12 protein-coding genes, 1 tRNA gene and 1 pseudogene are annotated in these 14,335 nt (G+C 60.1%); 7 read left to right on the forward strand and 7 right to left on the reverse strand.

What is annotated here, in order from left to right:
* Nucleotides 1–92: 92 nt before the first annotated feature.
* From ACTIEN_RS10700 to ACTIEN_RS10715, 4 genes are all read left to right on the forward strand, one after another.
* Entirely contained in the window at nt 93–1,610 is a 1,518-nt protein-coding gene (locus ACTIEN_RS10700) for an FAD-binding domain-containing protein (protein WP_439523120.1), read from the forward strand.
* Entirely contained in the window at nt 1,610–1,759 is a 150-nt protein-coding gene (locus tag ACTIEN_RS10705; protein ID WP_439523121.1) for a DUF2256 domain-containing protein, read from the forward strand. Before ACTIEN_RS10700 ends, ACTIEN_RS10705 begins: the two co-directional genes overlap by 1 nt.
* 202 nt (nt 1,760–1,961) lie before the next feature.
* A complete protein-coding gene (locus ACTIEN_RS10710) occupies nt 1,962–4,109 on the forward strand; it encodes a malate synthase G (RefSeq protein WP_439523122.1) in 2,148 nt (715 codons plus the stop codon).
* A 146-nt stretch (nt 4,110–4,255) separates the two neighbouring features.
* Nucleotides 4,256–4,332, forward strand: a tRNA-Arg gene (locus tag ACTIEN_RS10715).
* Between the two features lie 344 nt (nt 4,333–4,676).
* Here the strand turns inward: ACTIEN_RS10715 and ACTIEN_RS10720 are convergent.
* Complete coding sequence (locus ACTIEN_RS10720; protein WP_439523123.1) at nt 4,677–5,852, reverse strand: ATP-grasp domain-containing protein; 1,176 nt, start codon at nt 5,850–5,852, stop codon at nt 4,677–4,679.
* Between the two features lie 699 nt (nt 5,853–6,551).
* On the opposite strand from ACTIEN_RS10720, the gene ACTIEN_RS10725 reads away from it, so the two are divergent.
* Entirely contained in the window at nt 6,552–7,517 is a 966-nt protein-coding gene (locus tag ACTIEN_RS10725; protein ID WP_439523124.1) for a zinc-binding metallopeptidase family protein, read from the forward strand.
* A 35-nt stretch (nt 7,518–7,552) separates the two neighbouring features.
* Here the strand turns inward: ACTIEN_RS10725 and ACTIEN_RS10730 are convergent.
* Nucleotides 7,553–7,729 (reverse strand): annotated as a pseudogene (locus ACTIEN_RS10730) (MFS transporter); the annotation flags it as partial.
* Between the two features lie 198 nt (nt 7,730–7,927).
* On the opposite strand from ACTIEN_RS10730, the gene menC reads away from it, so the two are divergent.
* Both menC and ACTIEN_RS10740 read left to right on the forward strand, forming a co-directional pair.
* The gene (menC, locus tag ACTIEN_RS10735) at nt 7,928–9,043 is read left to right on the forward strand and encodes an o-succinylbenzoate synthase (RefSeq protein WP_439523125.1); all 1,116 of its coding nucleotides are present in this window, start codon (nt 7,928–7,930) and stop codon (nt 9,041–9,043) included.
* Nucleotides 9,040–9,726, forward strand: a complete 687-nt coding sequence (locus tag ACTIEN_RS10740) for a GNAT family N-acetyltransferase (protein ID WP_439523126.1) — start codon at nt 9,040–9,042, stop codon at nt 9,724–9,726. Before menC ends, ACTIEN_RS10740 begins: the two co-directional genes overlap by 4 nt.
* Here ACTIEN_RS10740 and ACTIEN_RS10745 read toward each other — a convergent pair.
* The 5 genes from ACTIEN_RS10745 to ACTIEN_RS10765 form a co-directional block, all read right to left on the reverse strand.
* Complete coding sequence (locus tag ACTIEN_RS10745) at nt 9,723–10,754, reverse strand: histone deacetylase family protein (protein ID WP_439523127.1); 1,032 nt, start codon at nt 10,752–10,754, stop codon at nt 9,723–9,725. The genes ACTIEN_RS10740 and ACTIEN_RS10745 overlap by 4 nt on opposite strands.
* A 21-nt stretch (nt 10,755–10,775) precedes the next feature.
* Nucleotides 10,776–11,753, reverse strand: coding sequence for a 2-hydroxyacid dehydrogenase (locus tag ACTIEN_RS10750; RefSeq protein WP_439523128.1), 978 nt, complete (start codon nt 11,751–11,753; stop codon nt 10,776–10,778).
* Nucleotides 11,750–13,381, reverse strand: a complete 1,632-nt coding sequence (locus ACTIEN_RS10755) for an ABC transporter ATP-binding protein (RefSeq protein ID WP_439523129.1) — start codon at nt 13,379–13,381, stop codon at nt 11,750–11,752. Before ACTIEN_RS10755 ends, ACTIEN_RS10750 begins: the two co-directional genes overlap by 4 nt.
* Nucleotides 13,378–14,217, reverse strand: coding sequence for an ABC transporter permease (locus tag ACTIEN_RS10760; protein WP_439523130.1), 840 nt, complete (start codon nt 14,215–14,217; stop codon nt 13,378–13,380). Before ACTIEN_RS10760 ends, ACTIEN_RS10755 begins: the two co-directional genes overlap by 4 nt.
* On the reverse strand, nt 14,214–14,335 hold a 122-nt coding region (locus tag ACTIEN_RS10765), incomplete at its 5' end, for an ABC transporter permease subunit (protein WP_439523144.1). The genes ACTIEN_RS10760 and ACTIEN_RS10765, both read right to left, overlap by 4 nt.

The following is a 14,335-nucleotide window of genomic DNA, read 5'->3' on the forward strand; positions in this document are numbered from 1 at the left end:
TGACGTAATACCTAAGCCGGGATTTGAAAGAAGGGAAACGGGTTGCACTTGCGGGACTGTTCAAATGCACGCCACCGCCTAGCTTGCATAGTATGACGACGATCCTCTGGTTCAAACGCGATCTGCGTGTCCATGACCATCCTGCGCTGGAACTGGCTGCGCGGGATGAACAGGTGGTGCCACTTTATATTGTGGAGCCGGATTATTGGGCGCTGCCCGACACGTCTGACAGGCAGTTGGCGTTTTTGCAGGAATGCCTTGCCGACTTGCAAAATGCGCTGCGCGGTCTGGGCAGCGACCTCGTGATCCGTGTGGGCGACGCGGTGGAGGTGTTTTGGGATTTATACCAAACGGTAAAATTTGACCGATTGGTCAGCCATGAAGAGACCGGTAACGCCTGGACTTTCGACCGTGACAAACGGGTTGCCGCGTGGGTGCGCGGGCAGAGTATCGGCTGGATCGAGCTGCCACAATCCGGCGTCGTGCGTCGCTTGCAAGATCGCGATGGGTGGGCAAGGCACCGCAACGCCTATACAGCGCGGACCCCGGTGCAGGCTCCAAAGGCGTTGCCGCCCTGCGACCTGCCATCGGACCCGATTCCGACGCTTTGCACGCCTGAGTCTTGTTCGGGCAGACAACCGGGGGGACGGAACCACGCCCTGTCGCTGCTTGGTGGGTTCCTCAACAAGCGTGGGCAGACTTACCGCCGCGCCATGTCCTCACCGTTTGAAGGGGCCACGGCCTGTTCCCGACTCAGCCCGCATCTGGCGTTCGGCACACTCACGATCCGCGAGGTGGTGCAGACCACCGCCACCCGTCAGCGCGAGGTCAAGGGTGGGCCGCGAGATGGCTGGGCGGGTAGCCTCACGTCGTTTCAATCCCGCCTCGCGTGGCGCGACCATTTTATGCAAAAACTGGAAGATGAACCGGAACTCGAACAGCGTTGCCTGCACCGCGCCTACGAAGGCATGCGTCCGTTGGAGCCGGATCACAGCCGCCTGAGTGCATGGGAGAACGGTGAAACCGGCTTGCCGTTTCTGGACGCCTGTTTGCGGTCCTTGCGCGCCACGGGTTGGCTCAATTTCCGGATGCGGGCGATGCTGGTCAGCGTGGCCAGCTATCACCTCTGGCTCGATTGGCGCAGCACCGGGCCGCATCTGGCGCGGATGTTCACCGATTATGAACCAGGCATCCACTGGAGCCAGATGCAGATGCAATCGGGCACCACGGGCATCAACACGCCGCGCATCTACAACCCGATCAAGCAGGGGACAGACCAGGATCCGACGGGGGCATTCACGCGGATGTGGCTGCCCGAACTGGCCGAGGTTCCGGACGCGCATCTGCAAACTCCGTGGCGCTGGGACCGGGCAGGGCGCGTCTTGGGCAAGACCTATCCAGACCCGATCGTCGACGTGGCCGAGGCCGCCCGCAGTGCCCGCGACCGCATCTTTTCCATGCGCCGCAGTGTCGACCACCTCGAGACGCAGCGCGTGATCCACAAACATGCCAGCCGCAAGGACAGCGCAGGACATTTCGTCAACGACCGTGCCGCGCGCAAGCCGCGCCGGGCCAAACCTGATGACGCACAATTGAAACTGGATCTGTGATGCCCAAGCAGCGCAAGAAATCCAACCTTCCGTCCAAGACCTGCGCCACCTGTGGTCTGCCGTTCACCTGGCGCAAGAAGTGGGAAAAGGTCTGGGACGAGGTGAAGTATTGCTCGGCGCGTTGTCGGCGTGGGAAGGGTATGGTGTAGTGTGTGTTTGCGCGCACCGATGGCAGGGGCGACGACGTGGCGCATGGGTTCACGCACCTTACCAAGTATCCGAATATTTGCAGTCGAATTTTCAAATAAATCCAAACATCTTTTTTGGTCAGTTAACCTGACCAACCCTGTTGCGGATCGGAAACTTTCTTTCTAATTGAGTACCACAGTATACAGCGAGGGGACCACAGCCATGCCCAACCGGATCGACCGTCACGGATTGCAGATCGACGAGACGCTCTTTGACTTCATCGAAGGGCAGGCGTTGCCCGGAACCGAAGTCGAGGCTGATGCCTTTTGGCAGGCGCTGTCGACTCTTGCGCACGAGTTTGGGCCAAAGAACGCCAACCTTCTGAAGATCCGCGAAGACCTTCAGACCAAGATCGACGAATGGCACATCCGCCACCGCAACCAGCCGCATGACCACGAGGCCTACAAGGCGTTCCTGTCCGAGATCGGCTACCTGCTGCCCGAAGGTGATGATTTCGAGATCGAGACGCAGAACACAGATCCAGAATTCGCCAGCATTCCCGGTCCGCAGCTTGTCGTGCCGATCACGAACGCGCGCTACGCGCTGAACGCCGCGAATGCGCGTTGGGGCAGTCTTTACGATGGGTTCTACGGCACCGACGCGATGGGAACACCCGCGCCTAAAGGCGGCTATGACAAGGGCCGGGGTGCCCGCGTCGTGGCGCGCGCCCGCGTGTTCCTTGACGAAGCCTTCCCGATCGACGGCGGCAGCCATGCCGACGCCCGTCGTTATTACGTCCATGACGGCGCTCTGCTGGTGGATGACATGCCGCTGGCGCATCCGGAAAAGTTCATCGGCTATACCGGCCATCCCAAGGCGCCCGATGCTGTGCTCTTGCGCAACAACGGGTTGCATGTCGAACTGGTCTTCGACCGCACGCATTTCATCGGCAGCCGCGATCAGGCGGGACTGGCGGATGTGCGCCTTGAAAGCGCCGTGTCCGCGATCATGGATTGCGAGGATTCCGTGGCCTGCGTCGATGCGGAAGACAAGACGCTTGCCTATGCCAATTGGCTGGGCCTGATGAAGGGTGATCTGCAAGACAGCTTTGAGAAGGGCGGAAAGACCGTCACCCGCGCGTTGAACCCGGACCTGACCTACACCGCGCCGGATGGCCGCGACGTGACGATCAAGGGCCGCGCGCTGATGCTGGTGCGCAATGTCGGCCACCTGATGACCAACCCGGCGATCCTGCTCAAGGACGGGTCCGAGATCTACGAGGGTCTGATGGACGCCATGATCACCGCGCTGATTGCCAAGCATGACCTTGGCAAGACAGACGGATTGCGCAATTCGCACCACGGCTCGGTCTATGTGGTCAAACCCAAGATGCACGGTCCCGACGAGGTGGCATTCTCAGACGCGACTTTCACCTTTGTCGAAAAGGCGCTGGGCCTGCCCGCCAACACTGTCAAGCTGGGCATCATGGACGAGGAACGCCGCACCAGCGTCAACCTCAAGCAATGCATCCGCGCCGCCAAGCACCGCGTCGCTTTCATCAACACCGGGTTCCTCGACCGCACCGGCGACGAGATTCACACCTCGATGGAAGCGGGGCCGTTCAGCCGCAAGGATTTCATCAAGCGCAAGGCGTGGATCGGTGGTTACGAGAACCGCAATGTCGATATCGGGCTGGAATGCGGGCTTTCCGGCAAGGCGCAGATCGGCAAGGGCATGTGGGCCATGCCCGACATGATGGCCGCGATGCTGGAACAGAAGATCGAACACCCGAAATCGGGCGCCAATTGCGCCTGGGTGCCGTCGCCCACAGCGGCCACGCTGCACGCGCTGCACTATCACAAGGTCGATGTGTTTGCCGTGCAGGCCAGGCTGCGCAAGGGTGGCCGCCGGGCGCATGTGGACACGATCCTCGATATCCCGCTGGCGGCGTTCCAGAAATGGTCCAAAGACCAGATCACCCGCGAAGTGGAAAACAACGCGCAGGGCATCCTTGGTTATGTCGTGCGCTGGGTCGATCAGGGAGTCGGGTGTTCGAAGGTTCCGGACATCAACAATGTCGGCCTGATGGAAGACCGCGCCACCTGCCGGATTTCCGCGCAGCATATCGCCAACTGGCTGCACCACGGGATCGTGTCCAAGGACGACGCATTGGAGATCATGCGGCGCATGGCTGCCGTGGTGGATGATCAGAACGCAGGCGATCCGCTTTATCACCCGATGGCACCCGGCTTTGACGGTATCGCCTTCAAAGCCGCTTGTGATCTGATCTTCGAAGGCCGCGTGCAGCCATCCGGCTATACCGAACCGGTCCTGCACCGTCGTCGTCTGGAGCTTAAGACAGTACGCTGAAAAGGCGCGTTTCCACAGACGGAAACAGTACGTTGCGTCGATGCATCGTACCCCCGCGCAGGCGGCCGCCGCCTGCGCAAGAAACAGAGCCGCGCATCAAGATTTGCGTTTGCGCCTGCATACCCTTCTGCGTATAGAGACGTCAGGCACCCGTAGCTCAGCTGGATAGAGCGCTGCCCTCCGAAGGCAGAGGCCAGAGGTTCGAATCCTCTCGGGTGCGCCAATAATCTCAATGGCTTGGAGGATTGGCGTTTAAGTGTTGGTCTGGCTACGGTCCGGAATCAGCCTTTTCAGATTGTCGCCTTTACAGTGCTTCTCCCGCCAGATTTGATGCTTGTCACGCGCCGTCCCTTGCGGTTTTGGACCACAAAACCCCGTCTCGCGAAGTATGCCTTCATCTTGCTCGACGCCCGTTGTCTGACGTTCTTGTTCGGGTCAGTGATGAAGGTGCCAAATCCACAGCGCCCAAAGTTGGTGCAGGAATAGATCATGCCTTTGGCTCTGAACGATGCGGAAAAGGCGAAGATTTAACGAGAGACTGGGAGCGCCATCTTGGCGCCCCCCAAGTCAGACATAGAAGTCCAGTTCTTCCTGTGTCTTGAGAAGGTCGCGCATCTTGATGGGATCGTCCCCGAAGAAAAACACCAAGCCCCAATGCGTGCCGAATGCCGACCGATCCGGCACTGTTTCTGCCGCCGGGGCCACCAGTTCGTGTGTATCGAAATATGGATGATCCGTGGTCTCTGGCGGCATTTCGAGTGTGCTGACGACGCGGCGACGTGGGTAAACGCCGAAACAGCCAGCGTAACCCTTGGCGTCTTCGACTTCGCGCGGGAAGAAGGCTTCCACCTCTTCCCTGGTGCTTTTGGGATCGAATACCAGGATCGACGCCTGATACGCGTTGAATCCGTACGCGCGTTCAATCAACTCGAAAGCCTTGAAGCCGGGGGGGCGATAGGCGACTTCACCAAAGTACATTTCACCATCGGACGTGAGGAAATACTCCGGGTGAATTTGACCGAACTTGATATCGAACGTCTTGATCAGCTTTTCGATCTGCTTGGTGATGGCGTCACGCCAGCTTTCCAGTTCCTTCGTGGCGGGCACAAAGACCGAATAGCCAAGTGTGACGTATTCCGAGATGTTCAGGAACTTGATCTCGCCGTCATGAATCCAGGCCTCGACCGCAAATTCCCAGCCGTCGAGGTGGCTTTCCATCAGCAACGGGTATTCTTCGTCCGGAATTTTATCGATGTCTTCGATGTCGCGGATCATTCGATGTCCAAGGCAACCAGCCTTGTCGAAGGCCTTCACATGGATCGGATCGTCCGGATCGCCGTCAAGCTTCAGCAGTGTCTGGTTGACCCGTTTCATGAAGCGGACGATGTCGTCTTTCTCATAGGCTTCTTCGAAGATGCCAACGCGGATGCCGCCCAGCTGGGCACGACGTTTCATCAGCGCTTTGTCCCGGAACAGGATGGATTGGCCATACATGCGTGGCTGATCCATGAGAACCGCGTTGATCGCGCCCGACCATTCAACCGTTTCTTCGAACAGGGGAATGGCCACATCGACGCCGTCTTCCTTGAGCCGGCGGGCAATCTCCATCGACCTGTCGTTCAGCCGCGCGAAATCCCACGAGATGTAGGGGATGTTGTTGGCTTCACAAAAGTCAGCGGCCCAGTCGGGTGCGACCACCACATAGCGCCGGTCAAACTTCTGGGCTGCCTTGATGGCGTTCATACTCCATCCCAGCAACGCGACGTACCCCTTGTCGGGGTCTTTGGGCGTTTCGGTGCCCTGAACGGAATCCAGAGTCGGGTCGGTCCAGTTCGAAACGTCTTTCGGAATCGGGGCTTCTGATGATTTTGAGATAGAAGAGTCTCCTTAGGTTTAGCTTTGACATGGCGACGTCTTGTGGGAAGACGTCACAGAAATTAGAATATACTTAGTTTATCTAAGCAAAATTTCGAGGATTTCCAATTTTCGCACAGATTTCGATCACATCGAAAGGTCGATGATGCGCCGATTTCACGCGTGATGGCATTAAGGGATTTGAAATTATAACTATTTTACAATAATTTACATCCAAGGATGAATGCCTCGGGACTCTTTCGTCCTTGAAGGTTGAATCAATCGGACAAGGATGTTTTTCTGACTTCCTAATCAAAAATGCTTAGGATACGGAATGAAAACTGTAGAGGTCCAAGACATCCTTGGCACCACCCGCGAAATGAAAGCTGCCAGTTGAAGGACATGCGCCCAACACAGGTTTCGACGGCTGACCTTCAGACATTGGCGGGTTTTGGGTGTTGCCAATGCGGCCGCGAACGAGTGTAAGCCTTTTCCTAGGGCTGAAGCAAAATCAGTCGAAACCTTGATTACACGATTTCCGACTTGACGGGTTGAGCGGAAGAAAAAGTCTATCGGAGACTGTCTTGCATGTATGTTTTTTCCAATCCAGTCGGGGCTGGCACGCTTTGGTTCCACAACCTTGCAACGGCCGACGGAACCCCTGTTGCATATGATCCGCAGGCGCGGGCGTTCATTCCGACACCCCCGTTTTGCGCCAACCGTGAGATCATAGGATGTAACTGGATTGCGCCCGAGCCGGGGGCTGTTTGTCGATCATGTGCCATGACAGTGGTATCACCGGATACCTCTATTCCGAATTCACTCGCCAATTGGGCGCATACCGAAGCTGCGAAACGGTGGACGCTGGACAATCTTGGCCGCTGGCAGTGGTTCCGCCCGGAAGACCTTGGGACACCTCCGGTATTTCACATGCTTGCCGAGGGGCCGACCCCGGTTGCGATGGGGCATATCGACGGTGTGGTCACCATCAGCGTTGCCGAGGCTGATCCGGTCCTGAGCACAACGCGGCGCGAGGCCCTTGAAGAACCTTACCGGACGATGATCGGTCATCTGCGCCACGAGATCGCGCATATGCTTTGGTGGCGCCTCAGTCTGCGCACCGATTTCCTGGACGCTTTTCGCAGCGTGTTCGGCGACGAACGAGAGAATTACTCGGATGCGTTGCAACGTCACTACAGCAATGGTCCACCAGCTGATTGGAACGTGAATTACCTGACGACCTATGCGTCTGCACATCCACACGAGGATTGGGCTGAGACCGCAGCGCATCTGCTCCATCTGACCGACATCACCGATAGCGTCATTTCGGCGGGTTTTTCGTCACCGGATCTGCCCCATCCCGGTTGGGATCCTTACTCGGAACCAGATGCCATGTCCTTGATACGGGTTGCGGTGTCGATCGTCATGGGGATCAACCATGTCAATCGTTCCATGGGTTTGGCCGACATCTATCCTTTCGTGGTGTCTCTCGAAGCGCAGCGCAAGCTTGCCTTTGTCCATGAGTGGTTGCGCAGGGGCGCACAGGGAAGATGATGGGCCGAGTATTCCTTTAGGCTGACACCAAGTGATCTTGCGCCTGATAGAAAGCCGACGAAATAGCCCGACGTGACAACGGCCAGTTCGGCGGCGGTAAACTCTTCAATACCACCACGAAGACCGATGAGGGTGAAATGCATCCCATTGCCGGGCATGATCAGCACGATACCAAGAAGAAGGGCCCAGACCCCGGACAACATTTGCGTCATCAAGTGTCCTTTCGCGTATCGTGTTCTTGAAACCCTGACTGACACGTCACACCAACATGCCACCCCTGCACTTGCCGAAGCGGCGCAAGCGTATCAATTTGCGACCCCATGTTGGTGGAACCCCCACTTTTTCGTTCCCCCGACATCACCGGGAACGATCCGATTGCTGATGCGCGTTGGGTCGCGTAGGACTGTTTCATGAGCAATGCCGTGAAGATCGAAATGGCCGAGCTGCGCATGGTGCAGCTGCCTTTGCTGACGCCTTTCGTCATCTCGACCGGGACGATGACGCACAAGACGTTTCCGCTCTTGATCCTGCGCGGTGACGGGATCGAAGGTGTTGCCGAGGCGGTCATGGATCCGCTTCCCGATTACCTTGAGGAATCCACCGCTGGCGCGCTTGATCTGTTGCGCGGGGCGTTTCTGCCAAAGCTGATCGGTCAGAGCATCACCTCACCCGCCGATGTGACGGGGCTGTTGGCTCCGTGGCGGGGCAACCGGATGGCCAAGGCGGTGGTCGAAATGGCGGTTTGGGATCTGTGGGCGAAATCCCTGAATCTACCGCTGTGTCGGCTGTTGGGCGGTGTGCGGGATCAGGTCGAAGTGGGGGTCAGCCTTGGGATTGCGCCACTTGATGACACGCTAAAGCGGATCGACGTGGCGCAAGAGGCGGGTTATCGGCGGATCAAGCTTAAGATCGCCCGCGGGCATGACCTTGGGATCCTCGCGGGCGTTCGCGCGCGCTTTCCGGATATCAAGCTCACCGTTGATGCGAACACGGATTACGCATTGTCAGACCTGTCGACCCTGCAAAAGATGGACCAGTTCGATCTGGATTACATCGAACAACCCCTGGCGTTTGATGACATTTTCGACCACGCCAAGGTGCAAAAGGCGCTCAGGACCGCGATCTGTCTGGATGAAAGCATCCGCAGCGCAAAAGACGCGCGCGTCGCGCTTGAGATCGGGGCGACGCGGGTGATCAACATCAAGGTGGGCCGCGTCGGCGGCTTTGCAGAAGCGCGGGCGATCCATGACGTTTGTGCCGCTTTTGATGCCCCGGTCTGGTGCGGGGGCATGCTGGAAAGCGGGGTCGGGCGCGCGCACAACATCCATCTGGCCACCATGGCGAATTTCACCAAACCCGGCGACACCTCGAGCGCAAGCCGCTATTTCGAACGCGACATCATCCATGAACCGCTGGAGGCGGTCGACGGGTTGATGCCGGTTCCAAAGGGTCCGGGCATTGGTGTAACGCTGGATTATGACCGCCTGACCGAGGTCTCCGAAGTGATCGAGACGTGGCAGGCATGAGCGATCAGCCTGTCCTGCGGGAACTCGACTCACTTGCAGAGATGAAAGACGCCGAGCACTTTCAACGGCTTGTCTGGGGAAAGGATGATCCGCCGGACAATTCCGACATGCTGCTGGCGATCCAGCACGAAGGCGGGTTGATTGCCGGTGCCTTTGAGGCCGAACGTATGATCGGGTTCCTGTTCGGCTTTCCCACCAGTGATCCCAAGGCGCAACATTCCCATCGCCTTGGAGTCCATCCTGACAGGCAAGGGCGGGGATTGGGCCTGCACTTGAAACGGTTCCAAAAGGACTGGTGCCTTGCGCGCGGGATCGAAAAGGTCCGCTGGACCTATGACCCGATCCGACGTGCCAATGCGGTGCTGAATATCGACCGGCTGGGGGCCACGGCCCGGACCTATTACCGCGACTATTACGGCCCGATGGAAGGCATCAACGCGGGTGTGCCCTCGGACCGGTTGCTGGCGGACTGGGATTTGACCCGGCCCACCAACCCGGATGTGAGCGCCGAACAAACGGTGCCGATCCCGGCCGATTTCGCGCGTCTGGTGCAAGACGATCTGAAGACAGCCCAATCCGAACGCCTGCGCGTCCGCGCCGCGTTGGAAAGCGCCTTTGCTGGCGGGCTGCATATCGCAGGGTTCGACCGGGCGCAGAACGCCTACCTGCTGGCGCGTGCCTAGTCGCTGATCGCGTCGCGGAACGCTGTCAGGAACGCCTCGGCATTGGTGCGCAGCGACGGCCCAAGATAGCCACCTTCCTGGATCAACACGGTCGGCAACCCCATCGCGGCGATGCGGCGGGCCATTTCGGCAAAGCCTTCCGGGTAGACATCGACCGCCGCCAACGGATCGTCCGCCGCCATGTCGAACCCCAATGACACCACCATCGCCTCGGCGCCGAAAGTCTGGATCGCGGCGATGCCCCGGTCCAGGGCCGCCATCACCTCAGCCTCGCCATCGCCCATGTTCAGCACTTCGTTGAGCGACGCGCCAAGCCCGTCACCTTCGCCGGTCTCGTCGGCATAGCCGAGGTAGAAGGTCGGATAGACCGCGGGATCGGGATGCAGCGAACAGAAGAACACGTCGCCCCGGTCATAGAAGATATCAAGGCTGCCATTGCCCGTATGTACATCCACATCCAGCAGCGCCACCTTGCCCCAGCGCCCGCGCATGTGATGCGCCGCGATGCAGGCGTTGTTGTAGAAACAGAACCCGTTCGAGCAGTCGGTCATCGCGTGGTGCCCTGGCGGGCGGCTCAGCCCGTAAGAAGCGTGTGCGCCGTCCATCACGTCCTTGGCCGCCGACACAGCGGTTTGTGCGGACCAGTAGATTGCCTCGTAGGTGTTTTCGGTCAGGGGAGTCGACGTGTCGGTCATCCACCAGCCCATCGCGCCGTTGATATCGGTGGGACACCGCCCGCGCCGCGTGCCGGGGTGGCGCGTCGGGATTCCCAGCGCGCCTTCGGGTGCCTCGGCCAGGAACCGTGCATAGGCATCGGCGAAGAAATCGACATAGGCGGGATCATGCACGGCCTTGATTGGACCCAGGCCAAAATCACCGGGCGCTTCGACCGGAAAGCCGTTTGCCAGCAACATGTCGCGGATCAGGATGGCGCGTTGTGGTTGTTCCGGGTGCGGCATCGGGGCGCCGCCGCGATAGTACACTTCCGGTTTGTGGCCCAGTTGGCGCTCGTCGAAAAAGGCTTTCATCAGGGTGTTCCTTGGTTGGTCCTAGTAGCCGGTCGTCTTGTCCACTGCCGCAGTCGGACGCTGCCCCGCATCCATCTCAAGCACCGATCTGACCAGCGCATCAGTCACGGCCTTGGGCGAGGTGACGCTGGCTTCGTGCGGCGTGACGACGACAAGTGGATGGGTCCAGAACGGGTGATCCGCAGGCAGCGGCTCAGAGCGAAACACGTCCAGTGACGCGCCCCCGATCTGACCGCTGTCGAGCGCGGCAAGCAGATCGTCCTCGACCAGATGTTGCCCGCGCCCCAGTTGAACAAGCGCGGCACCTTTGGGCATTTGCGCAAACAGATCGGCGTTCAGGATATCGTGGGTGGACGGGGTCAGAGGCAGCACGTTGATCAGGATGTCGGACTGCGCCGCCACCTGCTGCACCGCGTCATCACCGGACACACGCGTGATGCCGTCATCGCTTGGTCCGTCCGTACGCGTCGCAGCCAGTACGCGAAAACCCATCGTTGCCACGGTGGTCGCTATCGTGCGCCCCATCAGCCCGTAACCCAGCACACCGACCGTCACCTGCGATGGCGGGCGCAGCGTCTTGATCGTCGTCCGGTCCCATGTCGCGTCTTTTTGCGCGGCAAGGTAGTTGCCCATCTGCCGGTGATGCCAGACCACATGCCACGCGGCGAACCCCGCCATGATCGCGGCCTGTTCATCATCATGCACGCGGGTGACCACCGCCCGGTCGGGCAGGCTGGGATTGCGCAGCACGCCGTCCACTCCGGCCGCGATCACTTGCACCAGTTCGATGTTCGGATACGCCTCGAACGCATCGGGCGCGGGCCGCCAGACCAGCGCAAAGCGGATGCGCGACGGGTCGGGCACGTCCTCGGGACGGTAAAGGCGCAGGCCCGGCTGATCCTCGATCGCCGCACCAAAGAGATCCGGCAGGTCAAGCTGACTGCACAGGTAGACGCCTTCGATCACATCGTCCTCGGGTATGAGGGCAGGGCGGCTCATATCTGCGCCTCTTTCTGCCTGGCCAAAGCAGCCTCATGCGCCTTGCCCGGAATCGCGTCCAGCAGCGATTGCGTATAGGCGGTCTGCGGATTGCCCAGCACTTGCGCGGATGGCCCGAACTCCACCATCTCGCCGCGTTGCATGACGATGATGCGGTCACAGACCTGTGCCGCCACCCGCAGATCATGGGTGATGAAGATCATCGACAGGTTCAGCCGGTCCTTGAGGTCGGCCAGCAGATCCAGCACCTGCGCCTGAATGGACACGTCCAGTGCCGACACCGCCTCATCCGCGATGATCACTTCCGGGTCGAGCGCAAGCGCACGGGCGATCCCGACGCGCTGACGCTGACCACCCGAGAATTCATGCGGAAACCGGTCCATCGCGGACGGGTCAAGACCCACGACGCTCAGCAATTCCCGCGCCTTGTCCCGCGCGGTTGTCTTATCGGTGCCATAGGCGATCAGCCCTTCGGTCAGGATTGTGCCGATGCGTGACCGGGGGTTGAGCGAGGAATAGGGGTCCTGGAACACCATCTGGATGCGCCGGCGGTGCTGCCGCAGCGCGTCGCCGGTGATCTTTGAGATGTCCTGACCGCCGATCTCGACGACGCCATTCTGCGGTTTCAACAGCCGCACAAGGCACCGGCCCAGCGTCGATTTGCCGGACCCGCTTTCGCCCACGATGCCGATGGTTTCGCCTTGGTATAGGTCGAATGTCGCCTTCTGCACCGCCTTGACCACGCGGGGTTTCTTGAAGAACCCAGCCGTCCGGCTGGTGAAGGTCATGTCCAGATCGCGCACGCTCAGGATCGGCTGTGCGGTCTGTTCGACACTGTCGCGGAATGTCAGCTTGGGTATCGCATCCAGCAGCGCGCGGGTATAGGAATGCGTCGGATTGAGCAGGACGGTGTCCGCCTCACCGGCCTCGACCACCTCGCCGTGCTGCATGACGATCACCCGGTCGGCAATGTCGGCCACGACGCCGAAATCATGGGTGATGAACAGAACCGCCATCCCATGCCGCTTGCGCAAGTCTTCGATCAGGTCGAGGATCTGCGCCTGTGTCGTCACGTCGAGCGCCGTCGTCGGCTCGTCCGCGATCAGAAGCCTTGGCTCCAGCGCCAGCGCCATGGCGATCACGACCCGCTGCCGCTGACCGCCGGACAGCTGAAACGGATAGGCGCGAATGGTCGTGTCTGGGTCCGGCAGGCCAACCTCGTGCAACAGTTCCAGCGCGCGTTTGCGGCGTTCGGGTGGGGTCAGCAGGTCATGCGCCTCGAACACCTCGGCGATCTGGTCGCCGATGCGCATCAGCGGGTTCAGCGCGCTCAGCGGTTCCTGGAAGATCATCGAGATGTCCTTGCCGCGCAGGGCCAGCATCTCGGGCTCGGACAGTGTCAGCAGGTCGCGCCCTTCGAAGGTGATGCTGCCCGCCGAAGGCGTCACACCCTCGGGCAACAGGCCCATCAGCGCGTTGGCGGACATGGATTTGCCCGATCCGCTTTCCCCGACGATGCACAGGATCTCGCCCTTGTCCAAGGTGAAGGACACGTCCTTGACCGCCAGCTCGCGGTCCGCGCCCTTGGGCAGCGCAATGGACAGGGTGTCGATGGAAAGCAGGCTCATGACGTGCGCTTTCTGAGCCGGGGGTTCAGCGCGTCGTTCAGCCCTTCACCGATCAGGTTCAGCGCCAGCACCGTCAGCAGGATGGCCACACCGGGAATGAAGCTGAGCCACCATGCACTGCGCAGCACGGTGCGCGCGGCCCCGATCATGTAGCCCCAGGACATCACGTTCGGATCGCCAAGCCCAAGGAAAGACAGCGAGCTTTCCAGCAGGATCGCCGTCGCCACCATCAGCGAGGCCAGAACAATGATCGGGGGCAGGGCGTTGGGCAGCACTTGCCGCAGGATGATGCGCAGGTTGCTTTGGCCCGACAGCGTCGCCGCCTCGACAAATTCGCGATTGCGCAGCGACAGCACTTCACCCCGCACAAGGCGCGCAACGGGGGGCCATGAGACAATCGCGATGGCAAGGATCACATAGGCCAATGTCGGCTGGAAGATCGCCAGCAGGACGATAGCCAGTGCAAAGCTCGGGATGGTCTGGAAGAACTCGGTGAACCGCATCAGCGCGTCATCGACCAGACCGCCGTAATAGCCCGCCAGCGCGCCAATGGGGATGCCGATGGCCAGCGCCACAACGGTGGACACCAGACCCACCAGCAGCGACACGCGCGCGCCGTGAAAGAGCCCGGACAGCACATCGCGCCCCAGGGCATCGGTGCCCAGCGGCAACCCGTCCATCTCGAACGGGGGCAGGAACGGGCGCTGCACCATCGACCACGGGCTGCGCGGGAACAGGAAGGGGGCGGCAATGGCGCAAATGATCACGATGGCAAGGATCACAAGGCCAATCACGGCGCCACGGTTTTGGCGGAAACGGGACCAGAACGCCTTCATTGCGTCAACCGGATGCGGGGATCAACGATGCCATACAGGATATCGGTGATCAGGTTGAACAACAGCACCATCGCGGCGGAAATGAAGAACACGCCAAGGATGACATTGTAATCGCGCT

It is taken from the genome of Marivita sp. (assembly GCF_051859345.1).
Lineage (GTDB): Bacteria > Pseudomonadota > Alphaproteobacteria > Rhodobacterales > Rhodobacteraceae > Marivita.